This window comes from Paucibacter sp. M5-1 (genome assembly GCF_027498415.2).
GTDB lineage: Bacteria > Pseudomonadota > Gammaproteobacteria > Burkholderiales > Burkholderiaceae_C > Roseateles_E.
Window position 1 is genome coordinate 5922047 of the sequence record NZ_JAPZLM020000001.1, and the last position, 24903, is coordinate 5946949.

Below are 24903 nucleotides of genomic sequence, written 5' to 3' on the forward strand. Positions count from 1 at the left end.
CTTTGGATGAGGGGGTCAGCGCTTGTCGAGCCGGCGCGCTGCGGTATTGCCGATGAACTGGATGAGCTGGACCAGGGCGATCAGCACCGCGACGGTCAGCACCATCACATCGGTCTGGAAGCGGTAGTAGCCGTAGCGGATCGCCAGATCGCCGATGCCGCCGCCGCCGACCACGCCGGCTACGGCCGAGTAGGACAGGAAGCTGATGGCCAGCACGGTCAGCGCGCTGACCAGGCCGGCGCGCGCCTCGCGCACCAGCACCTTGAAGACGATCTGCAGCTCCGAAGCGCCCATCGCATGGGCGGCCTCGATGACGCCGCGCGGCACCTCGCGGATGCACTGCTCGACCAGGCGGGCGAAGTAGGGAATCGCGGCGAAGGACAGCGGCACGGCGGCGGCCAGCGGGCCGATCGAGGTGCCGGCGATCACCCGGGTGATCGGCACCAGGGCCACCAGCAGGATGATGAAGGGGAAGCTGCGCACCGTGTTGACCAGCCAGTTCAGCAGCCGGTAGGCCGGGCCGGACCAGGGCCGCTGGGCCAGCGACTGGCCCGGGCTCAGCAGAAAGAGCAGCACGCCCAGCGGGCCGCCGAAGAGCACGGCGGCGCTCAGGCCTATGGCCAGCATCAGCGCGGTCTGGCCGAAGGAGACCCAGAGCTCGGGCAGGATGGCGACGATGTTCGCCGGCAGCAGCGCCTCAAGCATAGGCCGCCTCCTCTTGCTGCTGCAGCGCGGCCAGGCGCTGCAACTGGGCCAGCTCGCGGGCCAGCGCGGTGCGGCCGCGCGTGCCGGCCTCGGCCACCGCGAACTGCTCGACGATGGCGCCGTCCTCGATCACCGCGACCTGGCGGCACAGCTGCTGCACCACCGGCAGCTCATGGGTGACGATGACAATGGTCACACCCAGGCGGCGGTTGATGTCGGCCAGCGTGGCCAGCAGCTCGCGGGTGGTCTCGGCGTCCAGCGCCGAGGTCGGCTCGTCGCACAGCAGCACCGCCGGGCGCGGCGCCAGCGCGCGGGCAATGGCCACGCGCTGCTTCTGGCCGCCGCTGAGCTGGGCCGGGTAGCTGGTGGCCTTGTCGCTCAGGCCTACCAGGGCCAGGCATTCGGCCACGCGGGCTTCGATCTCGGCGCTGTTGAAGCGGCCGTGCAGGCGCAGCGGGAAGGCCACGTTCTCGGCCACACTGGCGTTCTGCAGCAGATTGAACTGCTGGAAGATCATGCCGATGTTCTGGCGCGCGGCGCGCAGCTCGCGCTGGGGCAGGGCGCTCAGCTCGCGCGCTGCGACGAAGACGCGGCCGGCATCGGGCCGCTCCAGCAGATTGATCAGGCGCAGCAGGGTGGACTTGCCGGCGCCGCTCTTGCCGATCAGGCCGAAGATATCGCCTTCGCGGATCTGCAGGCTGGCGTCCCTGACCGCGTGAAAGCGCTGGCCATCCGGCAGCGCGAAGGACTTGCTCAGGCCTTCGAGCCGGATCAGCGGCAGGTGTTGGAGTTTGCTGGTCATCAAGCTTGTTGTCAGGAATAAGCGGTGGGGTCGGGAATGCGCGCGTCCAGCACATGGCGGCCGAGGTCGCGCAGCTTGTAGTCGACCGGGTCGTGCAGGGTGTGGACCCGGGCGTTGCGCCAGAAGCGGTCCAGGCCGAGGCGGCCCGAGGTGCTGCGCGCACCGGTCAGCTCGAAGAGCTGGGTGCTGACCTCGATGGCGGCGCGGTGCGCCAGCACCTTGGACTCGGCATTGGCGACGGCCACCGCGCCGCGTTCGGCGGTCGTCAGCGCCTCGCCGCGCGCGAGTGCCTGCGCCAGCTCGCGCATGGCGGCGTCCGCCAGGGCCTGGGCCGGGCGCAGATACAGCCAGAGATCGCCGTAGCGCTGCTGGATCAGCGGGTCGTCGGCCGCGCGTGCCACGCCCGAGGCAAACCAGGGCTTGCTGTGCTCCAGCGTGTAGCGGCGCGCCGCGTCGAAGGCGCCCTCGGCAATGCCCAGATAGAGATGGGCCATGATGCCCTGGGCGATCTGGGAGCGCAGCGTGGCGCGCGGCGTCGGCGCGGTGCCGGGCAGTTGCAGCAGCTCGGCGTCGGCCAGCCAGACCTCGTCGAAGCGCACCGTGCCGCTGTCGGTCTGGCGCTGGCCGAAGGCGTCCCAGTCGCTCTCGACCTGCACGCCCTCGCGCCGGGTCGGCACGATGCCGATCAGGAAGCCGCCATCGGCCGTCGTCGCCGACAGGGTCAGCCGGTCCGAGCCCAGCGCGCCGGAGCAGAAGCTCTTCAGGCCCTGCAGCCGGTAACCGCCGTCCACGCGCCGTGCCTGCAGCCGGGTGTCGGCCGGGTTCAGCGCATTGCCCCAGAACAGGCGCTGCTCGGCGGTGTCGGCCAGATGGCGCTGGCCATGCTGCGCAGCGGCCGGGCCGCCATAGAGCTGCACGCCGAACAGCTGCAGATGGTGAAAGCCCAGCACATGGGCCAGGGCGCTGTCCACCTGGGCCAGCCGGCGCACCGCGCCGAACAGCTCGGCCACGCCGCCGCCCAGGCCGCCCAGCTCGGGGGCGATGGTCAGCGCCAGCAGGCCGCTGGCGCGTATCAGCTCGCGCTCATGCGCCGCATGGCCGCCGTGGCGGTCGCGCTCGACGGCGGTGGCCGCCAGCTGCTCGGCCAGCAGCTCAAGACCTGACCCCAGGACGTGGTCAAGCGTGGGGCCGTCGGCTGCCTTGGGCGTTCGTATCAAGGTACTGCTTGTCATCGGATCTCGTCGCTGTGCGGTATCAAAAAAAACGGGTCCAGAACCGTGCCGGGGTCATCTCCTTCGCCATACCCCTATGACACCCCATGACAACCTCGGCACGGTCTGGCCCGTCCCATGCCGGCCAGGGGCCGGCATGTCTCAACGCTGTGAAGCGCTCCCTCTTCGTGGATCGAGCTCCGCAGGAGCTGACCTCTTCTTCTCTTCCTCTCTCGACATGCTCTCCAGCACGGTGTTCAGAGTAATGGCGGCCCGTACGGCCGACCACGAAGCAAATCGTTGATGCTTGGGCGGCGCTTGCATAAGCGCCGGCTCAGACCGCCGCCAGCGCCTGCTCCAGATCGGCCCGCAGGTCGTCGATGTGCTCGATGCCCACCGACAGCCGCACCGTGTCCTCGCTGACGCCGGCGCGGTCGAGCTCGGCCGGCGAGAGCTGGCGGTGCGTGGTCGAGGCCGGGTGGGTGGCCAGCGATTTCGCGTCGCCGATATTGACCAGGCGGGTGAAGAGCTGCAGCGCATCGAGAAAGCGCGCGCCGGCCTCGCGAGGCGACTGGCCGGCGGCGGTCTTGAGCCCGAAGGTCAGCACGCCCGAGGCCTTGCCGCCGAGGTATTTCTGCACCAGCGCATGATCCGGATGCTCCTCCAGGCCGGCGTAGTTGACCCAGGCCACTTTGGCATGCTGTTTCAGATGCTGTGCCAGCTTCAGCGCGTTCTCGCTGATGCGCTCGACCCGCAAGGCCACGGTCTCGATGCCCTGCAGGATCAGGAAGGCGTTGAAGGGCGAGATCGCCGCGCCGGTGTTGCGCAGCGGCACGACCCGCGCGCGGGTGATGTAGGCGGCCGGCCCGGCGGCCTCGGTATAGACCACGCCGTGGTAGCTGACATCGGGCTCGTTGAGGCGCTTGAAGCGTTCCTTGTGCTGGGCCCAGGGGAACTTGCCCGAGTCGATGATGGCGCCGCCGATGGCCGTGCCATGGCCACCCAGGTACTTGGTCAGCGAGTGCACGACGATGTCGGCGCCATGCTCGATCGGACGGCTCAAGTAAGGGCTGGGCACGGTGTTGTCGACGATCAGCGGCACGCCGTGGCGGTGCGCGATCGCGGCGATCTTCTCGATGTCGGTGACATTGCCCTGCGGATTGCCCAGCGACTCGACGAAGACCGCCTTGGTCTTGTCGTTGATCAGCGCCTCGAAGCTCTCGGGCTGGCGGTAGTCGGCGAACTGCGTGGCAATGCCGTACTGCGGCAGCGTGTGGGCGAACAGGTTGTAGGTGCCGCCGTAGAGGGCGCTGGAGGCCACGATGTTGTCGCCGGCCTCGGCGATGGTCAGGATCGCATAGGTCACGGCCGCCTGGCCCGAGGCCACGGCCAGCGCGCCGACGCCGCCTTCCAGCGCCGCCAGCCGCTCCTCCAGCACGCTTTGCGTCGGGTTGTTGATGCGGGTGTAGATCGCGCCCTCGGCCTTCAGGTCGAAGAGGTCGGCGCCATGCTGGGCGCTGTCAAAGGCATAGGCCACGGTCTGGTAGATCGGCACGGCGGCCGCGCGGGTCGTCGGGTCGGGCCGGTAGCCGGCGTGCAGGGACCGGGTCTCGAAGCGCCAGTTCGGGTTCAGAGTGGGCTTGGGGCTGCTGCTCATCGTGGTGCTCTCCGCTTGAATGGTGGCTGCAGGCTAGGGCCGGGTCGGGCCGGCGCGAACTGCAAAGCGCGCATATGCATCTGCGCACTGCGCGCTTGGGGTGGGGCCCCGGACGCACTAAGGTGGCACGGTCATCACGCGGGAGTGGGCACACCATGAGTTCAGCAGCAAGCCAGGATTCGAGCGCGGCGGCAGCCCTGCCGCTGCTGGATCTGCGCGACTTCAATGGCGGCACGCCCGGCAGCCGGGCCCGCTTCATCACCCGCTTGCGCGAGACGGCGCACCGGGTCGGCTTCTTCTATCTGCAAGGCCACGGCCTGGGCGCCAACGAGGTGGCCGGCCTGTTCGCCAGCGGGCGGGAGTTCTTCGCGCTGCCGCGTGAGCGCAAGCTGGCGCTGCGCATGGCCAACTCGCCGCACTTTCGTGGCTACACGGCTTATGGCGAGGAGATCACCCGCGGCGCGCCCGACTGGCGCGAGCAGCTGGACATCGGCGCGGAGCGTACGCCGCTGCCCGAGGCTGAGACCGGCAGCGCCGAGCAGGCCTGGCGGCGCCTCCAAGGCCCCAATCAATGGCCGGCCGAGCTGCCCCAGCTCAAGACCCGGCTGCTGGCCTGGCAGGACCAGATGAGCGGCGTGGCCCGCAGCCTGCTGCGCGCGCTGGCGCTGGCCCTGCAGCAGCCCGAGCGCAGCTTCGAGGCCCTGTTCGAGCCCGAGCCGGTCCAGCATCTGAAGCTGATCCGCTATCCGGGCCGCACGCCGGCCCAGGGCCAGCAAGGGGTCGGCGCGCACAAGGACAGCGGCTGCCTGACCCTGCTGCAGCAGGACCGCCAGGGCGGCCTGCAGGTGCAGTTCGGCGGCGGCTGGATCGAGGTGCCGCCGCTGCCAGGCAGCCTGGTCGTGAATCTGGGCGAGGTGCTGGAGATCCTGTCGGGCGGCTATCTGCGCGCCACCCTGCATCGTGTCATCAGCCCGCCCAGCGGTATCGAGCGTCTGTCGGTGGCCTACTTCCACGGCCCCCGGCTCGATGCCACGCTGAGCGCGCTGCAACTGCCGGCCGATCTGGCGGCCCAGGCGCGCGGCGTCGAGCTCGATCCGCTGAACCCGCTGATCCCCCATGCCGGCCGCAACTTCCTGAAAGGCCGGCTGCGCTCGCATGTCGATGTGGCGCAGGCCTTCTACGCGGATGCGCTGCCGCGCTGAGGTACCGATTCCTTATGTGATTTTCGAGCTTGGGTATTTGCTCCCATTCGTTCCTGTACTGATCAGGCCTGCCTAGAGTGCGGGCATGACGAATGCCACCTTGTCGCCCCCCGCCCCGACCCGCAGCGAGCAGGGCTTTGAGATCCGAGCCCTGGATGCCCCACTGGGCGCCGAGGTGCTGGGGCTGGACCTGAGCCGCCCGCTGGCGCCGGCGGACTTCGCCCGGCTGCACCGCGCCCATCTGGACCACCATGTGCTGGTGTTCCGCGAGCAGCGCATCACGCCGGCCCAGCAGGTCGAGTTCAGCCGCCGCTGGGGCACGCTGGAGATCCATGTGCTGAGCCAGTTCCTGCTGCCCGACCATCCGGAACTGCTGGTGGTCTCCAATATCCGCGACGCGCAGGGGCAGCCGATCGGCCTGGGCGACGCCGGCCATTACTGGCACTCCGACCTGTCCTACAAGGAGCGCCCCAGCCTGGGCTCGATGCTGCATGCGATCGAGCTGCCCGAGGAGGGCGGCGACACCTTGTTCGCCAACCAGCACCTGGCCTGGGAGATGGCCCCCAAGGCACTGAAGAGCGCGATCGAGGGCCTGCAGGCCGAGCACAGCTATCTGTGCAAGTACGAGGAGCTGCGCGCGCGCAACCCCTGGCGGCCGGCGCTGAGCCAGTCCCAGATCGACGCGGTCCAGCCTGCCATCCATCCGGTGGTGCGCACCCACCCGGAGAACGGTCGCCGCGCGCTCTTCGTCAGCGAGCATTTCACCACCCGCATCATCGGCCTGCCCGAGGATGAGAGCCGTGCGCTGCTGCAGGAGCTGTTCGCGCTGAGCAGCCGCGCCGAACTGATCTACCGCCACGCCTGGCAGCCGCATGACATGGTGTTCTGGGACAACCGCTCGGTCACCCATCTGGCCGCCGGCTGCCCCGACCATCTGCGCCGCCGCCTCAACCGCAGCACCATCGCCGGCGATCGCCCGTTCTGATTCCCCCGTCCTCACGCCACATCATGAAAACACCGCTGATCAAGAAAATCGCCACGGCCGTCGCCTCGCTGGGCCTGCTGGCCGCCTCGCTGCCCGGCCATGCCGAGGGGCAGCTGCGCATTGCCGAGCAGTTCGGCATCGTCTATTTGCTGCTCAATATCGCCCAGGACCAGCAGCTGATCGAGAAGCACGGCAAGGCCGCCGGCATCAACATCAAGGTCGAGAACGTCAAGCTCTCGGGCGGCGCCGCCGTCAACGAGGCCCTGCTGTCGGGCAGCATCGATGTGGCCGGGGCCGGCGTCGGCCCGCTGCTGACGATCTGGGACCGCACCCAGGGCCGCGTGCGCGGCATCGCTTCGCTGGGCAACTTCCCCTACTACCTGACCACCAACAACCCGGCCGTCAAGACCATTGCCGACTTCAGCGACAAGGACCGCATCGCGCTGCCGGCGGTGGGCGTGTCGGTGCAGTCGCGGGTGCTGCAGCTGGCCTCCGCCAAGCTCTGGGGCGAGTCCCAGTACAACCGCCTGGACAAGCTGCAGGTCGCGCTGCCGCATCCCGAGGCGACTGCCGCCATCATCAAGGGCGGCAGCGAGATCACCGCCCACTTCGGCAACCCGCCCTTCCAGGAGCAGGGCCTGGCCGGCAATCCGAACGCCCGCATCGTGCTGAAGAGCTATGACGTGCTGGGCGGTCCGGCCTCGGCCACCGTGCTCTACGGCACCGAGAAGTTCCGCCGCGAGAATCCCAAGACCTACAAGGCTTTCGTCGACGCGCTGGCCGAGGCGGCCGCCTTCGCCACCGCCAAGCCCGAGGCCTCGGCCGATATCTTCATCCGCACCAACAACTCCAAGATCGACCGCGACTTCCTGATCAAGATCATCAAGAACCCCGAGGTGCAGTTCAAGCTGACGCCGCAGAACACCTACCCGCTGGCCGATTTCATGCACCGTGTCGGCGCGATCAAGACCAAGCCCAGCTCTGCGCGCGACTACTTCTTCGAAGACGCGCACAACGCTGCTGCCAACTGATGAGTGCCTTGCTGGAGGAGGTGCTGGCGCCCGCGCCGCAGCTCGCTGCCGCCCGGCCGCTGCTGCAGGTCCAGGGCCTGAGCCTGGAGTACGCGACGCCGGGACGCATCGTGCGTGCCACCCACCGCGTCGACTTCGCGGTGCAGGAGGGCGACCGTTTCGTGCTGCTGGGCGCCTCGGGCTGCGGCAAGTCCTCGCTGCTGAAGGCGGTCGGCGGCTTTCTGGCGCCGCGCGAGGGTCAGGTCTTGCTGGATGGGCGGCCCATCCACGGTCCCGGCCCCGACCGGGTCGCGGTGTTCCAGGAGTTCGACCAGCTGCCGCCCTGGAAGACGGTGCTGGCCAATGTCGAGTTCCCGCTGCTGGCGAGCGGGCGCGCCGGCCGGGCCGAGGCCCGTGAGCGTGCGCTGCACTGGCTGGACAAGGTCGGTCTGGCCGACTTCGCCGGCGTCTATCCCCATGAGCTCTCGGGCGGCATGAAGGCGCGTGTCGCGATCGCGCGGGCGCTGGCGATGGCGCCGCGCGTGCTGCTGATGGACGAGCCTTTCGCCGCGCTGGACGCGCTGACGCGCCGACGCATGCAGGAGGAGTTGCTGCAGCTGTGGCAGCAGGAGCGCTTCACGCTGCTCTTCGTCACCCACTCGATCGAGGAAGCGCTGGTGGTGGGCAACCGCATCCTGCTGCTGTCCCCGCATCCGGGCCGGGTGCGGGCCGAGCTCGATGCCGAGCGCTTCGACCTGAGCAGCGCCGGTTCGGCCGACTTCCAGGCGCAGACTCAGCGCATCCACCGTTTGCTGTTTTCTTCTCCCGACCCGTCATGAGTACCCTGCTGCGCCCCGAATACGAGATCGCGCCGGCGCCGCTGCCGGCCGCTGCGCTGGAGCGGCGCCTGCCCTGGCCGCAGCGCCTGGCCCAGATCACCGCGCTGCGGCGCGGCCTGATCCTGCTGCTGCTGGCCGGGCTGTGGGAGCTGCTGGCACGCTGGGCCGACAACGATCTGCTGCTGCCCAGCTTCAGCCAGACCGCCGGGGCCTTTGTCGAGGGCTGGCGCAGCGGCGAGCTGCTGCTGCGCGCCGGCATGTCGATCGGCTTGCTGCTGCAGGGCTATGCGCTGGGCGTGCTGCTGAGCCTGGCGCTGACCGCGCTGGCCATCTCGACGCGCATCGGCCGTGATCTCCTGGCCACGCTGACCGCGATGTTCAACCCGCTGCCGGCCATCGCGCTGCTGCCGCTGGCCCTGCTGTGGTTCGGCCTGGGCCCGACCAGCCTGATCTTTGTGCTGGTGCATGCGGTGCTGTGGCCGCTGTCGCTGAACACCTTTGCCGGCTTCCAGGCCGTGCCGGAGACGCTGCGCATGGCGGGCCGCAACTACGGCCTGAGCGGCCTGCGCTTCGTGCTGCAGATCCTGGTGCCCTCGGCCCTGCCCGCCATCCTGTCGGGCCTGCGCATCGGCTGGGCCTTTGCCTGGCGCACCCTGGTCGCTGCCGAGCTGTTCTTCGGCGCCTCCTCGGGGCGCGGCGGGCTGGGCTGGTACATCTTCCAGAATCGCAACGAGCTCTACACCGACCGTGTCTTCGCCGGCCTGGCCATGGTGATCCTGATCGGCCTGGTGGTCGAGAGTCTGGTGTTCAACACCTTGGAGCGCCTGACCATCCGGCGCTGGGGCATGCAGCGCTAAGAGGCTGAGTCTTCTCTACTGCGCCGCCGCCATGCGTCGTTGGCCGGTGCTCGGAATCCTCACGTACAGGAAGTACGTTCCGGTTCCTGCGCGCCGTCCGCCTAGCCTGACGGCGGCTCGCTACGAGAACTCTCAGCCTCTTCTGGTTCAGTGCTTCTTGGGCAGCTGGGTATAGCGCAGCCAGGGCCGCACAGCGTCAAAGCCCTGCGGGAACTTCTGCTTCAGGATCTCGGGGTCCTGGATGGACGGCAGGATCACGACATCGTCGCCGTCCTTCCAGTCGGCCGGTGTGGCCACGCCCTGGTACTCGGTCAGCTGCAGCGAGTCGATCACGCGCAGGATCTCGTCGAAGTTGCGGCCGGTGCTGGCCGGGTAGGTGATGATCAGCCGCACCTTCTTGGCCGGGTCGATGATGAAGAGCGAGCGCACCGTGGCGGTGGTGCTGGCGTTCGGGTGGATCAGGTCATAGAGCTCGCTCACCTTGCGGTCGGCGTCGGCAATGATGGGGAACTCGACCTCTGTGCCCTGGGTGTCGTTGATGTCGGCGATCCAGCGCTGGTGCGATTCGACCGGGTCGACCGACAGCGCGATGGCCTTGACATGGCGGCGCGCGAACTCGCCCGCGAGCTTGGCGGTGCGACCCAGCTCGGTGGTGCAGACCGGCGTGAAATCGGCCGGGTGCGAGAACAGCACGCCCCAGCTGTCACCGAGCCAGGCATGGAAGCTGATCGGGCCCTGGCTGGAGTCCTGGGTGAAGTCGGGGGCGATGTCGCCGAGTCTGAGGCTGGCCATGGTGGGTCCTTGAGTGGTTGGAAAAAACGGTGCGATGTCACCAGGCCCAGCGCAGGGCCTGGGCCGGCAGCGCATCGGGCAGGGCGGCGGGTTCGGGCTCGGTCCTGGCCGGCTTGCTGAGCACGCGATCCAGCAGGCGCTGTTCCAGCGCGGCGAAGGCCGGTCCGTGCTGACGTGGCCGCGGCAGCGGGATGCGCTCGTCCAGCGCGACCCGGCCGTCCTCGATCAGCAGCACCCGGTCGGCCAGGGCCACCGCCTCCGAGACATCATGGGTCACCAGCAGCGCGGTGAAGCCATGGCGCAGCCACAGCCCTTCGATCAGGGCCTGCATCTCGATGCGGGTCAGCGCGTCCAGCGCGCCCAGCGGCTCGTCCAGCAGCAGCAGACGCGGCGCATGCACCAGCGCGCGCGCCAGCGCCACGCGCTGACGCTGGCCGCCCGAGAGCCGGGCCGGCCAGTCGCCGCCGCGCTCGGCCAGGCCGACCTGGGCCAGCGCGGTAGCCGCACGGTCGCGGGCATCCGGGCCTGGCAGGCCCAAGGCCACGTTGTCGACCACGCGGGCCCAGGGCAGCAGGCGGGCGTCCTGGAACATGAAGCGGGTGTCGTTGCCGGCCAATCCGCCGACCGTGCCGGCCGTCGGTGCTTCGAGCCCCGCCAGCAGACGCAGCAGCGTGCTCTTGCCGCAGCCGCTGCGGCCGACGATGGCAACGAACTCACCGGGCCAGATCTGCAGGTCCAGGGCCTGCAGCACCTGGCGTTCGCCATAGCGCTTGCTCAGGCCTTCGAGCCTGAGGGCCACGCCGGCCTCGCTGCGGCGGCGCTGCAGTGTCGCCGCCTGCGCTGGCCGCAACTCGGGGAAGGCCAGCGCGCCGGCGTTCAGCACATCGATTTCGCTGCTGATGGTCATGATGCTTGTTGATACCCCGGATGCCAGCGCAGCCAGGCGCGCTCAAGCCCACGCGCCAGCACGTCAGCCAGTTTGCCCAGCAGCGCGTAAAGAAGAATGCCCACCAGCACCACATCGGTCTGCAGGAACTCGCGGGCGTTCATCGTCATATAGCCGATGCCGGCCTGGGCCGAGATGGTCTCGGCGACGATCAGCAGCACCCACATCAGGCCCAGCGAGAAGCGCACGCCCACCAGGATGGAGGCGGTGGCGCCGGGCAGGATGACCTGGCGGTAGAGCTGCCAGCCGGACAGGCCGTAGGAGCGCGCCATCTCGATCAGGGCCGGGTCGACCGAGCGGATGCCGTGGAAGGTGTTCAGATAGAGCGGGAAGAACACGCCCAGAGAGACCAGGAAGAGCTTGGCGCTCTCGTCGATGCCGAACCACAGGATCACCAGCGGGATCAGGGCCAGCGGCGGGATGTTGCGCAGCATCTGCAGGCTGGAGTCCAGCAGGGTCTCGGCCCAGCGCAGCGAGCCGGTCAGCAGGCCCAGCGCCAGGCCCAGGCCGCCGCCGATCGCAAAACCCAGCAGCGCGCGGCCGGTGCTGACCCAGACATGGCCCCACAGCTCGCCCGAGGCCGCCAGCGCCACGAAAGCCTTGGCCACCGCCCAGGGTTCGGGCAGCACGCGGGTCGACAGCCAGCCCCACTGGGCGCTCAGCTGCCAGCCTGCCAGCAGGGCCAGCGGCAGCAGCCAGGGCAGCAAGCGCGTGAGGGTCAGGCGGCCCCAGTCAGAGCGCCAGCTTGAGTTCGGTGACATGATGGTCTCGCAGTACGAAGGGGCTTGTTTCGGCCGGCGCCTCGATCAGCTCCAGCCGATTGCCAAAGGGGTCTTCGGTATAGGCCCGGCCCTCGGACAGCAGGCTGCGATCCACCGGATGCTCGGCCGCCTGCAGGCGGCGCAGCAGCGGGGCCAGGTCTTGCACGGTCAGGGCCAGATGGGCTTGCGGCGCGACACCGCTGTACAGGCCCTCGCTGAGGTCCAGCCGCGCACCGCCCAGCGCGAAGCGCAGCACGCCGGGGCGGTCCAGCGCCGGGTCGCGGTGCTCGCGCAGGCCCAGCAGGGATTCGTAGAAGCGCCGTGCCACGCGAGCCCCGCCGGGCGGCATCGGCAGCTGCACATGGTGGACGAGAGCGGCAACCATTGTCTTGTCAGGATGCCGACGCGGCTTTGTGCACGGCAGGCTGCGGCACATAGTTGTTGGCCACGATCTCGCCGAAGGGGCCGGTCAGCTTCGGTCCCTGCAGCCGCTCCTGCACATCCAGCGGCAGCAGCGGGAACACCAGCTCGGCGAAGCGGTGCGCCTCCTCCAGATGCGGATAGCCCGAGAGCACGAAGTAGTTCAGCCCCAGGGCCGCGTATTCCTTGATGCGGTCCGCCACCTGCTGCGGATCGCCGACCAGGGCGGTGCCGGCACCGCCGCGCACCAGGCCGACGCCGGCCCAGAGGTTGGGCGCGATTTCCAGGCCCTCGCGCACATTGGCCTTGTTGAACTTGCCCTTGTGCAGCTCGGCCATGCGGCGCTGGCCCACCGAGTCCATGCTGGCGAACTTGGCCTGGGCGGCCGCCACGACCTTCTCGTCCAGATGCTGGACCAGCTCGGCGGCGGCGCGCCAGGCCTCGTCTTCGGTCTCGCGCACGATCACATGCAGGCGGATGCCGAACTCGAGCTCGCGACCTTGGCTTGCCGCGCGTGCCCGCACATCGGCGACCTTGGTCGCCACCGCTGCCGGCGGCTCGCCCCAGGTCAGATAGGTGTCGACCTGGGCCGCAGCCAGCTCGTGAGCTTCGTCGGACGAACCGCCGAAGAAGATCGGTGGATAGGGTTTGTTGATCGGCGGGTAGAGCAGCTTGCCGCCTTCAACGCGCAGATGCCGGCCCTCGTAGTCGAAGGCCTCGCCGCGATGGCTGGCCGCCAGGGCTTCGCGCCAGATGGCCAGGAATTCGGTCGACTGCTCGTAGCGCTGGGCATGCGGCAGGAACTGGCCGTCGCCGGCCAGCTCCTCGGCGTCGCCGCCGGTGACCAGGTTCACCAGCAGGCGCCCGCCGGAGAGGCGGTCCAGCGTGGCGGCCATGCGGGCCGATTGCACCGGCGCCACCAGGCCCGGTCGCAGCGCCACCAGGAACTTGAGCCGGCGGGTCGCGTCGATCAGGCTGGCGGCCACGACCCAGGAATCCTCGCAGCTGCGCCCGGTGGGCAGCAGCACACCCTCGTAGCCCAGGCTGTCGACCGCGATCGCGATCTGCTTGAAGTAGGCGAAGTCGGCCACGCGGGCGCCCTGGGCCGTGCCCAGGTAGCGCGAATCGCCGTGGGTGGGGATGAACCAGAGAATCTTCATGGCTTGCTCGTGCTGGCGGTCTTCAGGGATCGGGGCAGGGCGTCGCTGATCTTGATCGCCTTGGGGATCAGCTTCAGCTCGAAGAACACATCGGCGATCTTCTGCTGCTCGGCCGCGACGGCGGGGCTGATCGGCTTGATGCCATAGGCAAAGCGGCTGGCGGCCAGCTCGGTGATGGCCAGGTCCAGGCCGATCTGCGGGGCCAGCAGCTGGGCGACTTCCTTGGCCCGACCCTCGGCCCAGGCGTCGAGCTTGGCGAGCTCCTCGACGATGATCTGTATCACCTCGGGGCGCTTGTCGGCATAGGGCCGGGCGGCCAGATAGAACTGGTGATTGGCCACCGCGCCGCGACCGTCGGCAACGACCCGGGCGCCGATCTGGCGCTCGGCGGCGGCCAGGAAGGGGTCCCAGATCACCCAGGCATCGACCGAGCCGCGTTCGAAGGCGGCACGCGCATCGGCCGGTGGCAGGAAGATCACCTGCACATCGGTGTACTTCAGGCCGGCCTTCTCCAGCAGCTTGACCAGCAGGAAGTGCACGTTCGAGCCCTTGTTCAGCGCGATCTTCTTGCCTTTCAGATCGGCCACGGTCTTGATCTGCGAGTCCTTGGGCACGATGACGGCCTCGGCCGTCGGTGCCGGGGGCTGGTTCGCGACATAGACCAGATCGGCACCGGCCGCCTGGGCAAAGATCGGCGGCGCCTCGCCGACGGTGCCGAAGTCGATCGAGCCGACATTGAGGCCTTCCAGCAGCTGGGGGCCGGCCGGGAACTCGGCCCATTTGACCGTGATGCCTTGTGGCGCCAGGCGCTTCTCCAGATCACCCTTGGCCTTCAGCAGCGTCAGGGTGCCGTATTTCTGGAAGCCGATGCGCAGCTCGGAGGTCTGGGCCTGGGCCAGGCCGGTGAGCAGGCCCAGCGTGGCGAGCAGCAGGGGTTTCAGCAGGGCGTGGCGGCGGGTTGTCGAGAGCAGGTTCACAAGGTCTCCGATCTGTCTATGCGGGAAGGGTTCAGTCGTGGGCCAGCACGGCGGCCGGCTGCGGCAGGTGCTCGAACAGCTGGGCGGCGCCCAGGCTGAGACGGCGCGTGATCTCGTCGCCGACCCGGTAGTCACCGTCGCTGCTCTGGCTGATCTGGCCGTCGGTGGCGTAGACCGAGTCGATATGGGCGCGTGCGCCCAGCGCCGTCAGCACCGGCAGCAAGGCATAGTCCAGCGCCAGCAGATGGGCCAGGCTGCCGCCGCTGGCCAGCGACCAGACGGCCTTGCCCTTCAGCCCGTCCTGCGGCAGCAGGTCCAGAAAGACCTTCAGCAGCCCGCTGTAGGCGGCCTTGTAGATCGGTGTGGCCAGCACGATCACACGGGCCTCGGCCACCGCCTGCTGGGCCTGCTGGATCGCCTCGTTCTTGAAGTCGGCATGCAGCAGGGCCTGGGCCGGCAGTTCGCGCAGGCGCAGGGTCTGCGGCGTCAGCCCCAGATGCTGCAGCCGCTCGGCGGCCGCGCCGAGCAGGGCGCCGGAGCGCGAACGGGCGCTGGGGCTGGCGGCGATCAGGAGCAGTGACATGGTGTTGGTGCGGGAAGCGGTGATGGCCGCACTCTACGGAGCCGGGAATCTGCGGCGAACGAAGAACTTCGTCCTTGCTTAGCCGTTTTCCAATTGATGCGCGAAGGGCGAGCGGATATCGGCCAGGAACTGCTGGGCGCGTGGATGCTGGGGCCGGTTGAAGAAGTCCTGCGGCGTGGCCCGCTCCAGCACCCGGCCCTGGTCCATGAAGAGCACGCGGTCGGCCACCTCGGCGGCAAAGCCCATCTCGTGGCTCACGCAGACCATGGTCATGCCCTCGGCCGCCAGATCGCGCATCACCAGCAGCACCTCGCCGACCATCTCGGGGTCCAGTGCGCTGGTGGGCTCGTCGAACAGCATCAGCGGCGGCTGCATCGCCAGCGCGCGGGCGATCGCCACGCGCTGCTGCTGGCCGCCGGAGAGCTGGGCCGGCAGCGCATCGGCCTTGTGGGCCAGGCCGACGCGCTGCAGCAGCGCATGGGCACGCTCGCGGGCCTGCTCCCGGCTCAGGCCGCGCAGGCGCATCGGCGCCAGCGTGCAGTTGTCCAGCACGCTGAGATGGGGGAAGAGATTGAACTGCTGGAACACAAAGCCGATATGGGAACGGAACTCGTTGACATCCAGGCCCTTGCGGTGGATGTCCTCGCCCTTGATCAGGATGCGGCCGCCCTGGATCGGTTCAAGCCGGTTCAGCGTACGTATCAGCGTGCTCTTGCCCGAGCCCGAGGGGCCGCAGACGACGACCACCTCGCCCTCGGCGATCTGCTCGCTGACCTCCACCAGGGCCTGGTAGCTGCCATACCATTTGTTGACCTTGTCGAACTGGATCATGGGCGTCTTGTCGTGAGTCGCGCTTCGAGCGCATAAGCCAGGCGCGAAAGGCCGAAGCAGAGGATGAAATAGCTCAGGGCCAGGGTGCTGTAGACCTCCAGCGGCTTGACCAGCACCTGGATATTGATCTGCGAGGCGATGAAGCTCAGCTCGGACAGGCCGATGATGGTGCCCAGCGAGGTGTGCTTGATCGTCGTGATGAACTGGTTGATCAGCGAGGGCAGCATATGGCGCAGCGCCTGCGGCAGCAGCACCAGGCGCAGCGCCTGGAAGTAGCTCAGGCCCAGCGAGCGCGAAGCTTCCATCTGGCCGGCCGGCAGACCCTGCAGGCCGGCGCGCACGATCTCGGCCAGATAGACGGCGTCGAACAGCACCAGGGCCACCAGCATGGTCGTGAACTGGTCGCTCTTGTGCCCGGTCAGCACCGGCAGGAAGAAGTAGGCCCAGAACACCACCATCAGCAGCGGCGTGCCGCGCACCACCCAGACCAGGCCGGTGACCGGCAGGCGCAGCGCCGCCCAGGGGCTGACCCGCGCCAGGCCCAGCAGCACGCCGGCCGGCAGCGCCAGCACGATGGCCAGGCTGGCCAGCACCAGGGTCAGGGCCAGGCCGCCCAGCGGGCCATTCGGATACTGGCCGATCAGGAAGTAAAGCCAGTAGGTCTCGATCAGCTCCATCATGTGGCCGCCCTCGCCGGATAGCGCCGCTGGAACCACAGCGAGGCGACGGTGATCAGCAAGGAGATGCCCAGATAGGCGGCGGTCGCGAGCGCGAAGGTCTCGAAGCCGCGAAAGCTGGCCGACTCGACCCGCTGCGCCTGATACATCAGCTCGGCCACGCCGATGGCACTGGCGATGCTGCTGTTCTTCCACAGGTTCAGAGTCTGCGAGATCAGCGGCGGCACGGTGATGCGCAGGGCCTGCGGCAGTATCACCAGGCGCATGCTGGCCAGAAAGCCCAGGCCCAGCGCGCGCGCCGCCTCGAACTGCGTGGCGGGCACCGCGCGCAGACCCGAGCGGATGTCCTCGGCCATGAAGGCGGCGGTGTAGAGCGTCAGCGCGGCGACCGCGCTGGTGGCCTCGATATTGCCGGCATACAGCCACTGCTTGAAGCCCTCGGGCAGCAGCTCGGGGGCGCCGAAATACCAGAACAGCATATGCACCAGCAGGGGCACGCTGCGAATGCCTTCGACGAAGGCAAAGCCCAGCGCCCGCAGCGCGCGCAGCGGCGCCAGTCGCAACAACGCCACCAGCACGGCCAGCGGCAGGGCCAGCAGCAGGCATAGCGCCGTGATCTGCAGCGAGAACTGCAGGCCGGCGATCAACCAGTCGCGGTGAGGCCCCGAGAGCAGGGCGCTGAAGTCAAGAGTGGGCATGGGCGTGACGAGGAGAACAAGCGAACGCCCCGCCGGTCGGGCGGGGCGTTCGGTCAGGCGCGAGGCGCGCGGATCAGGAGTCGACCTTGTCGCTCTCGATCTTGAAGCTGCGGGTCTGGAACTTCAGACGGGTGCTCGGGCCGTACCATTTGACGAAGAGCTTGTTGGCCTCGCCGGACTTCTCCAGCTCGCGCAGCGCCTCGTCGACCTGGGCCTTGAGCTTGGTCTCACCCTTCTTCAGGCCCAGGGCCAGCGGCTCGATGCTGATGTTCTGCGGCAGGATCAGGTAGTCGGCCTGGGCCTTGCCAAGCTTGGCGTACTGGTCGATCAGCGAGATTTCGTCATTGACGAAGCCCAGACCCTTGCCCTGCTGCAGCGCCTGGAAGGCCTGCGGGCCGGTGTCGAAGGTCACGACCTCGACATTGCCGACCGCCTTGCGGATATTCGGTTCCTGTGTGCCGCCCTTGACCGTGACGACCTTCTTGCCGGCCAGCTCGGCGACGCTCTTGATGCCGCTGTCCTTCTTGACCAGCACCTTCTGGCCGGTCACGAAGGTGGTCAGCGAGAAGTCGATCACCGCCTCGCGCTCCTTGTTGTGCGTCAGCGAGGCGGCCAGGATGTCGACATGGCCCTGCTGCAGCTCGGGGATGCGGGCGGCCACGGCCAGCTGCTTGAGCTTGAGTTTGACGCCCAGCTTCTTCGCGACGGCCTGGGCCAGATCGACCTCGTAGCCGATGATCTCGCGGGTCTTGGGGTCGATGAAGCTGTTGGGCTCGTCGGTGCCCAGCACGCCGACGACCAGCTCGCCCTTCTTCTTGATGTCGTCGAGCTGGTCGGCGTGGGCGATCGGGCTCAGGGCCAGCATCGCGGCGGCGCTGATGAGCAGCAGTCGGCGATTGATATTCATGGCAAATCCCTCGGTGTTGTTGATGGTGGCGCCAGCTTAGGCAGCCACCCAGCCGCGGGGAAGGAAGGCTTGCGTATATGCATGTGCGGATTGCGGCAGCAGGGCGCGACGCCGACCGCTGCCGCAGCCGCTCAGCGCCGCTGCGCCAGCCGCCGCACCACCGCGACCAGATGGTCGATCTCGCCGCAGGTGTTGTAGAAGGCCAGCGAGGGCCGCACCGTGGCCTCCAGGCCGAAGCGCCGCAGAATGGGCTGGGCGCAGTGGTGGCCGGAGCGCACCGCGATGCCCTCCTCATTGAGCGCGCGGCCGATCTCCTCGGTTTGGTAGCCGGGCAGCACAAAGGACAGCACGCTGGTCTTCTGCAAGGCCGTGCCGATCAGGCGCAGGCCCGGGATGCTGGCGAGATGGTGGGTGGCGTACTCGAGCAGGTCATGCTCGTAGCTCGCAACATTCTCCAGGCCGAGATTTTGCAGATAGTCCAGCGCCGCGCCCAGGCCCACCGCATCGGCGATATTGCCGGTGCCGGCCTCGAAGCGCGCCGGCGGGGGCTGGAACAGGGTGCGCTCGAAGGTCACGTCGGCAATCATGTTCCCGCCACCCTGCCAGGGCGGGGTCTGCTCCAGCACCTCGCGGCGGCCGTAGACCACGCCGATGCCGGTCGGCGCGAACACCTTGTGCCCGGAGAACACGAAGAAGTCCGCGCCCAGCGCCTGCACGTTCACCCGCAGATGCGAGACCGACTGTGCGCCGTCGACCAGGGTGCGCGCACCCGCCGCCTTGGCCAGTGCCACGATCTCGTGGATGGGTGTGATCGTGCCCAGTGCGTTCGACACATGGGTCACCGCGACCAGCCTGGTGCGCGGGTTCAAGAGCTTGCGGTACTCGTCGAGCAAGACCTGACCCGTGTCGTCGACCGGGATCACGCGCAGCTTCGCGCCCTTCTCGGCCGCCAGCTGCTGCCAGGGCACGATATTGGCGTGGTGCTCCAGATGGGAGACGATGATCTCGTCGCCCGCGCCGATGTGCTTGGCGCCCCAGCTCTTTGCCACCAGATTGATGCCTTCGGTGGCGCCGCGCACGAAGATGATCTCCTCGCTGGAGGCCGCGCCCAGAAAGCGCGCCACGGTGTTGCGTGCGCCCTCGTAGGCGTCGGTGGCCCGGGCCGCCAGCTCATGCGCCGCGCGGTGGATATTGCTGTTCTCGTGCTCGTAGAAGTAGGCGAGCCGCTCTATCACCTGGCGGGGCTTGTGCGTGGTGGCCGCGTTGTCCAGCCAGATCAGCGGCTTGCCGTTGACGCGCTCGGCCAGGATCGGAAAGTCGCGCCGCACCGCATCGACATCGAAACCGCCGGGCACCGAGCGCTCCTTGGTCTGCGGCTGGCCGGCGCGGGCCTCGTGGGCCTGCACCTGCTCGGGCTGGACAAAGTAGTAGCCGCCCGATGAGTCACGGCTGCCGTTGATCTCGCGCACATCGCCCAGCAAGGCCTTCAGCGTGTCCTGGCCGGGCAGGCCGAAGGACTGCGGGGTGACGCGGTCTTCTATCGTTGGCAGCGGCGCCGCCGAGGCCTGCGGATGGCTGGCTTCATTGATGAAGTAGTAGCCACCGTTTCCATTGACCGGTCGGCTGGGCGCCGATGCCGACGGCAGGGGCAGCGCCGCCGCATAGGCCTGCGGCACGCCCTGGGCTGCGCCGCCCTGGCGCGGGGCCTGGGCGGCATGGGCCTGGCCGGCCGGCGCGGCCTCGAACTGCGGCAACGGGCCGTCGTTGAGGGTCAGGTCTTGCGGCTTGGGGGCCAGCGCCGGGTTTGTGCCGCCGCCGGGCAGCTCGGCGAAGAGCTCGCCGGCCAGGCGGCTCAGCGCGGCGAGATCCAGCCCGCCGGCCTCACTTGTAGGTGTCAGGATAGTCATGGTACTTGCCGATTTCCACGTCATCCAACAGGGCCAGGGCGTCTTCGCTCTGCACCGCCAGCGAGCAGTACAGCGAGATCAGGTAGGAGGCGATGGCATTGCGGTTGATGCCCATGAAGCGCACCGACAGACCCGGGCTCTGCTCGCCGGCCAGGCCGGGCTGGAACAGGCCGACCACGCCCTGGCGCTTCTCGCCGACGCGTATCAACAGGATCTTGCTCTTGCCGTCGGCCACCGGCACCTTGTCCGAGGGGATCAGCGGCACGCCGCGCCAGGTCAGGAACTGCGAGCCGAACAGGCTCACCGTCGGCGGCGGCACGCCGCGGCGCGTGCACTCGCGGCCGAAGGCGGCGATCACCAGAGGGTGGGTCAGGAAGAAGGCGGGCTCTTTCCAGACCTTGGTCAGCAGCTCGTCGAGGTCATCGGGCGTCGGCGCGCCGGTCAGCGGGTAGATCACCTGCTCGGGCGCGACATTGGCGATCAGGCCGTAGTCGGGGTTGTTGATCAGCTCGGACTCCTGGCGCTCCTTGATGATCTCTATGGTCAGGCGCAGCTGCTCCTTGATCTGGTCATGCGGGCTGCTGTAGAGGTCGGAGACGCGGGTGTGCACGTCCAGCACGGTGGAGACCGCGTTGAGGAAGTACTCGCGCGGCTGCTCGTCATAGTCGACAAAGGTCTGCGGCAGCTCGCTCTCGTCGCGCGCGGCGCAGGCGACGCGGATGTCCTTGGCGTTCTTGACCTGGTTGAGGCGGTAGATGCCGGCCTCGACCGGCAGCCACTGCAGCAGATGCACCAGCCAGCGCGGGCTGATGACCGAGAGCTGGGGGACGGTCTTGGTGGCATTGGCCAGCTGGCGCGCGGCGTTGTCGCTCAGGGCCAATTGGGGTTCGAGGCTTTCGGCCATGGAAACTCCTGGGTTGTGGATGGATGACGGTGATCGGGTGCAGGCTCGGGGTCAGGCCTTGCCCGGATGGATTTCATGTTGGGAACTGGCCTGGGTCACATGGCTGCCGGGCGGCACGCTGCGGGTCAGCCAGACATTGCCGCCGATGGTGGCGCCGCGACCCAGCGTGATGCGGCCCAGGATGGTGGCGCCGGCATAGATCGTGACCTCGTCCTCGACGATGGGGTGGCGCGGCGCGCCCTTCTTGATCTGGCCGTCGGCGTCGGTGGGGAAGCTGCGCGCGCCCAGCGTCACGGCCTGGTAGATGCGCACGCGCTCCCCGATCACGGCGGTCTCGCCGATCACGACGCCGGTGCCATGGTCGATGAAGAGACCGGCACCGATCTGCGCGCCGGGGTGGATGTCGATGCCGGTCTTCGCGTGGGCCAGCTCGGCAATGATGCGGGCCAGCAGGGGCACGCCCAGGGTGTAGAGCTTGTGCGCCAGCCGGTGGTGGATCATGGCCTCGATGCCCGGATAGCACAGCAGCACCTCGTCGACGCTGCGCGCCGCCGGGTCGCCCTGGTAGGCGGCCAGCACATCGCTGTCCAGCAGGCGGCGGATGTCGGGCAGGGCGCGGGCGAATTCAGCGCTCAGCTGCCGGGCACGCGGCTCCAGCGCGGCGCCGGCTTGCGGCTGGCGTGCCGCATAGCCCAGCTCCAGCAGGATCTGCTGACGCAGCGCCTGCAGCTGGGTGTCCAGCGTGTGGCCGACATAGAAGTCCTCGGCCTCCTGACGCAGCTCGGGCGGCCCCAGGCGCAAGGGGAACAGCGCGCCGCGCAGGCCGCGGACGATGTCGCCCAGGAGCTCGGCCGAGGGCAGCTCGCGGCCGCGCGGCTCATGCAGGCGGTGGCGCTCTCGCCAATCGACGCGGGCCTGGCGCAGGCCGGCGACGACCTGGTCGAGCTGGAAATCGTTGTCTGGCTTGCTGAGGGGCAAAGACTCGGGCAGGGCGCTCATCGCGAGCTCCTTCTGAAGGTCATCGACATAGAGGTGGCTCGCTCAGTCCTGTTCCCAGGGCAGGCCCCGGAAACGCCAGCCGTCGCCATGGCCGCGCTGCTTGTGGGCGTCGATCTCGCCCTCGAAGCCTTCGAGCACATTGAAGACCTGGCTGAAGCCGGCCTTGCTCGCCGCCTCGGCGGCCAGCGCCGAGCGCTTGCCGCTGCGGCACAGCAGCAGCACCAGCTGGGCCTTGTCGCCTATCCTGGCTTCGAGCTCGCGCACAAAGCGTGGGTTGCGTGTCAGGCTGGTGCCGCTGGCCCAGGCCACATGAAGCGAGCCGGGCACCTGGCCGACGAATTTGCGTTCCTCGGCCGAACGCACATCGACCAGGGTGGCGGCACCGGCCTGCACCAGGGCCCAGGCCTGGCTCGGGCTCAGCCCACCGGCATAGGGCAGGGCGGCGTCGGCGGCCGCCCGGCGAGCGGTGTCGAGCGCCTGCTGATGCTCGACGGACAGGGTGGCGGGGTGTTCAAGAGTGGCGGACATGGGGGCGGGGCTGCGGCTGATGGGGTGAGCCCAGCTTAAGAAGAGCACTGCATGCGGGGAAGTGCGGCTTCTGAGCTTGCTTATCCGCAAAGCAAGTAAGCGGCCTCGATCACAGCGGTCGGGGCAGCGGTGTCAGCGGCTGGGGGCTGTAGCGGTCGGCCTGCACCGCCGGGCTCAGCCCATGGGTGAAGACCTCGGGCGTGATCGCCAGCATGCCGGCGTCCCAGTCCAGCCAGTCGCGCTTGAGCTGCTCGAAGACCACCGGCTCGCGGGTCTTCAGATTCGCGCGTTCGCGCGGGTCCGCCAGCACATCGAACAGGAACTCGTGCTCGTTGATCTTCAGATACTTCCAGCGGCCCTCGCGCAGCGCACGCTGGCTGTTGGCCTTGTAGCGCCAGAAGAGCTTGCGTTCGCGCTCGGGCGCCTGGCCCTTCAGGATGGGCAGCAGGTTCTCGCCGTCGCTGGGGTAGTCGGGGTGTGGGGCCGCGCCGGCGGCGGCCAGCAGGGTGGGCAGCCAGTCCATCGTCGCCGTGACCTGCTCGCTGACCTGGGGCGCCAGCACGGCCGGCCAGCGCAGCAGGGTCGGCACGCGCAGCCCGCCCTCCAGCAGCTCGGTCTTCTGGCCGGTGAAGGGCCAGGTCTTGCTGAAGCGCTCGCCGCCGTTGTCGCTGCTGAAGATCACGATCGTGTTCTCGGCCAGGCCCTGGGCGGCCAGCGTGTCCAGCACCTGGCCGACCGCGCCGTCCAGCGCCTGCACCATGCGGCCGTAGGTGGCCTGGCTGCCGCCGTCGTAATGGAACAGGCTGGTCAGGTTGCGCGAGACCGCCTCGTCCCCGGGTCCTTCCCAGGGCCAGTGCGGCGCGGTGAAATGCAGCGACAGCAGGAAGGGCGCCTCGCGCCGGGCCGGCTCGCGCAGATAGGCAGCGGCCTCGTCGGCCAGGATCTGCGTGTAGTAGCCGACCCGCTCGACGGGCAGCTCGCCCTCGTAGAGATCGCGCGCCACCTCGGGGCCGACGCCGGGCTTGTGCGTGAAATAGTCGATCACGCCGCCGTAGTTGCCGAAGAAGCGCTGGTAGCCGCTTTTCAGCGGACCGAACTCGGGCAGCGGGCCCAGATGCCATTTGCCGATCAGCGCGGTGTCATAGCCGGCCTCGGCCAGGAGCGAGGGCAGGGTCGGGTGCTCGGGCGGCAGTCCGATGGGGCCGCGCGGTCCACGCGCGGTGGGGATCGGTTCCTCCAGCCCGCCCGGCAGGCGGTACTGATAGCGCCCGGTCATCAGTGCGAAGCGGGTGGCGGAGCAGACCGCAGAGTTCGCATAGGCCTGGGTGAAGCGCACGCCGCCGGCCGCGAGCCGGTCCAGATGTGGCGTGCGGTAGTCCTGCTGGCCGTAGATGCCGAGGTCGGCCCAGCCGAGATCGTCGGCCAGGATGAAGAGAATGTTGGGGCGGGTCTGGGCCTGGGACATTGCTCAGGCGCCCCCGCGGACCTTGCCGTCCTTGTCGGCCGGCTGCCAGAAGCCTTCGAGCTTGAGCTGGCGCAGCGCCTCGTTGACGAAGCGCGGCTCCAGCCAGGCCTCGACATCGAAGCCCTGCTTGATCAGTCCCAGGCGCTGGGCATCGGCGACCACGCCCTTGTAGGCCGTGCGGGTGAAATCGTCGAACAGCGGCGAGTTGCGGTGCTTCAGGCTGGTGTCCTGATACTCGGCGCGGAACACCGCGGCCGGCGTGCCGCTGCTCTGCTGCCAGAGCTGGATCAGCGGCTCACGGTTGGCCTCCTCGGAGGCCCATTGCGAGGCGCGCAGGATGGCGGCCACCAGCCGGGTCGTGTGGGCCGGGTATTTGCTGGTGAACTCCTCGGTGGCCAGCACCGAGCTCTGTATCGTGTAGGCCGGGCCCTTGCCACGGGTATTGACCGGCAGGGTCACGCCCTTGTCGGCCAGCAGGTTCAGATCGACGCCGCCGAAGGTGGCGTCGATGTCCTTGTTGACCACGGCCGCCTTGGAGGCCGGCCAGTCCAGGTTCAGCAGCTTGACGTCCTTCTCGGTCAGCCCGACATCGGCCAGGAACTGGTCGAAGGGCCGCTGATAGGCCGTGCCCTTGAGCACCGAGACCTTGCGGCCCTTCAGGTCGGCAAAGCTCTTGATGTCCGAGCCCGGCGCCACCGCCAGATAGCTGTTGCTGCCGCGCACCAGCGGCAGTATCAGCTTGGTCGGCAGGCCGCGCGATCGGCCGATCACCGAGGCCAGATCGCCCAGATAGACCACGTCCAGCTGCTTGGCGGCCAGCGCCTCGTTGATGGCCGGGCCGGCGCCGCGGAACAGGGTCCATTCGATCTTGATGCCGTCCTTCCTGAACTCCTCCTCGATCAGGCCGCGCGCCTTGGCCACGGCCAGCGGCGTGGCGCCGGGGAAGGAGTTCGTGCCGCTGCCCTGTTCGGGGGCGGCGATGCGGATCACGGCGGGCGCGTTCTGCGCCTGGGTCGTGGTGGCGAAGAGGCCCAGCAGGGCGGCGCTCAGAAGCAGGCGACGGGAGAGTGTCATGGTCGG

Annotated in this window: 26 protein-coding genes and 1 other RNA gene; 6 read left to right on the forward strand and 21 right to left on the reverse strand. The window is 68.8% G+C overall.

The window, feature by feature from the left end:
• Nucleotides 1–15: 15 nt before the first annotated feature.
• From O5M90_RS28010 to O5M90_RS28025, 4 genes are all read right to left on the reverse strand, one after another.
• Nucleotides 16–705, reverse strand: a complete 690-nt coding sequence (locus O5M90_RS28010; protein ID WP_440402493.1) for a methionine ABC transporter permease — start codon at nucleotides 703–705, stop codon at nucleotides 16–18.
• Nucleotides 698–1507 (reverse strand): methionine ABC transporter ATP-binding protein, encoded by an 810-nt coding sequence (locus O5M90_RS28015; protein ID WP_269840725.1) that lies wholly within the window; start codon nucleotides 1505–1507, stop codon nucleotides 698–700. Before O5M90_RS28015 ends, O5M90_RS28010 begins: the two co-directional genes overlap by 8 nt.
• Nucleotides 1508–1518: 11 nt before the next feature.
• Nucleotides 1519–2739 carry an acyl-CoA dehydrogenase family protein gene (locus O5M90_RS28020; RefSeq protein WP_269840724.1) on the reverse strand — a complete coding sequence of 407 codons (1221 nt, stop codon included), beginning with the start codon at nucleotides 2737–2739 and terminating at the stop codon, nucleotides 1519–1521.
• 313 nt (nucleotides 2740–3052) lie between these two features.
• The gene (locus tag O5M90_RS28025; RefSeq protein WP_269840723.1) at nucleotides 3053–4375 is read right to left on the reverse strand and encodes an O-acetylhomoserine aminocarboxypropyltransferase/cysteine synthase family protein; all 1323 of its coding nucleotides are present in this window, start codon (nucleotides 4373–4375) and stop codon (nucleotides 3053–3055) included.
• Between the two features lie 155 nt (nucleotides 4376–4530).
• On the opposite strand from O5M90_RS28025, the gene O5M90_RS28030 reads away from it, so the two are divergent.
• The 6 genes from O5M90_RS28030 to O5M90_RS28055 all read left to right on the forward strand — a co-directional run bounded on the left by O5M90_RS28030 (nucleotide 4531) and on the right by O5M90_RS28055 (nucleotide 9406).
• Nucleotides 4531–5577 (forward strand): isopenicillin N synthase family dioxygenase, encoded by a 1047-nt coding sequence (locus tag O5M90_RS28030; protein WP_269840722.1) that lies wholly within the window; start codon nucleotides 4531–4533, stop codon nucleotides 5575–5577.
• Between the two features lie 85 nt (nucleotides 5578–5662).
• Nucleotides 5663–6562 carry a TauD/TfdA dioxygenase family protein gene (locus O5M90_RS28035; RefSeq protein WP_440402494.1) on the forward strand — a complete coding sequence of 300 codons (900 nt, stop codon included), beginning with the start codon at nucleotides 5663–5665 and terminating at the stop codon, nucleotides 6560–6562.
• A 23-nt stretch (nucleotides 6563–6585) separates the two neighbouring features.
• Nucleotides 6586–7593: an ABC transporter substrate-binding protein gene (locus tag O5M90_RS28040; RefSeq protein ID WP_269840721.1), complete on the forward strand. Its 1008-nt coding sequence runs from the start codon at nucleotides 6586–6588 to the stop codon at nucleotides 7591–7593.
• Nucleotides 7593–8411 (forward strand): ABC transporter ATP-binding protein, encoded by an 819-nt coding sequence (locus O5M90_RS28045; RefSeq protein ID WP_269840720.1) that lies wholly within the window; start codon nucleotides 7593–7595, stop codon nucleotides 8409–8411. Before O5M90_RS28040 ends, O5M90_RS28045 begins: the two co-directional genes overlap by 1 nt.
• Nucleotides 8408–9268 (forward strand): ABC transporter permease, encoded by an 861-nt coding sequence (locus tag O5M90_RS28050; protein WP_269840719.1) that lies wholly within the window; start codon nucleotides 8408–8410, stop codon nucleotides 9266–9268. The genes O5M90_RS28045 and O5M90_RS28050 overlap by 4 nt, the downstream gene beginning before the upstream one ends.
• 61 nt (nucleotides 9269–9329) lie before the next feature.
• Nucleotides 9330–9406, forward strand: a non-coding RNA gene (locus O5M90_RS28055) — sX9 sRNA.
• Between the two features lie 9 nt (nucleotides 9407–9415).
• On the opposite strand, the gene O5M90_RS28060 is transcribed toward O5M90_RS28055, so the two are convergent.
• The 17 genes from O5M90_RS28060 to O5M90_RS28140 form a co-directional block, all read right to left on the reverse strand.
• Nucleotides 9416–10060 carry a peroxiredoxin gene (locus O5M90_RS28060; protein ID WP_269840718.1) on the reverse strand — a complete coding sequence of 215 codons (645 nt, stop codon included), beginning with the start codon at nucleotides 10058–10060 and terminating at the stop codon, nucleotides 9416–9418.
• Between the two features lie 37 nt (nucleotides 10061–10097).
• Nucleotides 10098–10967 (reverse strand): ATP-binding cassette domain-containing protein, encoded by an 870-nt coding sequence (locus O5M90_RS28065; RefSeq protein ID WP_269840717.1) that lies wholly within the window; start codon nucleotides 10965–10967, stop codon nucleotides 10098–10100.
• Entirely contained in the window at nucleotides 10964–11767 is an 804-nt protein-coding gene (gene ssuC / locus O5M90_RS28070; RefSeq protein WP_269840716.1) for an aliphatic sulfonate ABC transporter permease SsuC, read from the reverse strand. The genes O5M90_RS28065 and ssuC overlap by 4 nt, the downstream gene beginning before the upstream one ends.
• Nucleotides 11739–12152 (reverse strand): VOC family protein, encoded by a 414-nt coding sequence (locus O5M90_RS28075; RefSeq protein WP_269840715.1) that lies wholly within the window; start codon nucleotides 12150–12152, stop codon nucleotides 11739–11741. The genes ssuC and O5M90_RS28075 overlap by 29 nt, the downstream gene beginning before the upstream one ends.
• Before the next feature lie 7 nt (nucleotides 12153–12159).
• On the reverse strand, nucleotides 12160–13347 hold the full coding sequence (gene ssuD / locus O5M90_RS28080; RefSeq protein WP_269840714.1) for an FMNH2-dependent alkanesulfonate monooxygenase: 1188 nt from the start codon (nucleotides 13345–13347) through the stop codon (nucleotides 12160–12162).
• Nucleotides 13344–14324 (reverse strand): sulfonate ABC transporter substrate-binding protein, encoded by a 981-nt coding sequence (locus tag O5M90_RS28085; protein ID WP_440402495.1) that lies wholly within the window; start codon nucleotides 14322–14324, stop codon nucleotides 13344–13346. Before O5M90_RS28085 ends, ssuD begins: the two co-directional genes overlap by 4 nt.
• Nucleotides 14325–14355: 31 nt before the next feature.
• Nucleotides 14356–14907, reverse strand: coding sequence for an NADPH-dependent FMN reductase (ssuE, locus tag O5M90_RS28090; RefSeq protein ID WP_269840713.1), 552 nt, complete (start codon nucleotides 14905–14907; stop codon nucleotides 14356–14358).
• A gap of 78 nt (nucleotides 14908–14985) precedes the next feature.
• Nucleotides 14986–15738 (reverse strand): amino acid ABC transporter ATP-binding protein, encoded by a 753-nt coding sequence (locus O5M90_RS28095; RefSeq protein WP_269840712.1) that lies wholly within the window; start codon nucleotides 15736–15738, stop codon nucleotides 14986–14988.
• A complete protein-coding gene (locus tag O5M90_RS28100; RefSeq protein ID WP_269840711.1) occupies nucleotides 15735–16418 on the reverse strand; it encodes an amino acid ABC transporter permease in 684 nt (227 codons plus the stop codon). The genes O5M90_RS28095 and O5M90_RS28100 overlap by 4 nt, the downstream gene beginning before the upstream one ends.
• A complete protein-coding gene (locus tag O5M90_RS28105) occupies nucleotides 16415–17113 on the reverse strand; it encodes an amino acid ABC transporter permease (protein ID WP_269840710.1) in 699 nt (232 codons plus the stop codon). Before O5M90_RS28105 ends, O5M90_RS28100 begins: the two co-directional genes overlap by 4 nt.
• 73 nt (nucleotides 17114–17186) lie before the next feature.
• Nucleotides 17187–18020 (reverse strand): transporter substrate-binding domain-containing protein, encoded by an 834-nt coding sequence (locus O5M90_RS28110; RefSeq protein WP_269840709.1) that lies wholly within the window; start codon nucleotides 18018–18020, stop codon nucleotides 17187–17189.
• A gap of 131 nt (nucleotides 18021–18151) precedes the next feature.
• Entirely contained in the window at nucleotides 18152–19927 is a 1776-nt protein-coding gene (locus O5M90_RS28115) for a family 2A encapsulin nanocompartment cargo protein cysteine desulfurase (protein WP_269840708.1), read from the reverse strand.
• Nucleotides 19902–20831: a family 2A encapsulin nanocompartment shell protein gene (locus O5M90_RS28120; protein WP_269840707.1), complete on the reverse strand. Its 930-nt coding sequence runs from the start codon at nucleotides 20829–20831 to the stop codon at nucleotides 19902–19904. The genes O5M90_RS28115 and O5M90_RS28120 overlap by 26 nt, the downstream gene beginning before the upstream one ends.
• A 51-nt stretch (nucleotides 20832–20882) precedes the next feature.
• Nucleotides 20883–21830 carry a serine O-acetyltransferase EpsC gene (gene epsC / locus O5M90_RS28125; RefSeq protein ID WP_269840706.1) on the reverse strand — a complete coding sequence of 316 codons (948 nt, stop codon included), beginning with the start codon at nucleotides 21828–21830 and terminating at the stop codon, nucleotides 20883–20885.
• Between the two features lie 42 nt (nucleotides 21831–21872).
• A complete protein-coding gene (locus O5M90_RS28130; RefSeq protein ID WP_269840705.1) occupies nucleotides 21873–22358 on the reverse strand; it encodes a rhodanese-like domain-containing protein in 486 nt (161 codons plus the stop codon).
• A 109-nt stretch (nucleotides 22359–22467) separates the two neighbouring features.
• Entirely contained in the window at nucleotides 22468–23823 is a 1356-nt protein-coding gene (locus tag O5M90_RS28135) for a sulfatase family protein (protein WP_269840704.1), read from the reverse strand.
• Nucleotides 23824–23826: 3 nt separating this feature from the next.
• Nucleotides 23827–24897, reverse strand: coding sequence for an ABC transporter substrate-binding protein (locus tag O5M90_RS28140; protein WP_269840703.1), 1071 nt, complete (start codon nucleotides 24895–24897; stop codon nucleotides 23827–23829).
• Between the last annotated feature and the right edge of the window lie 6 nt (nucleotides 24898–24903).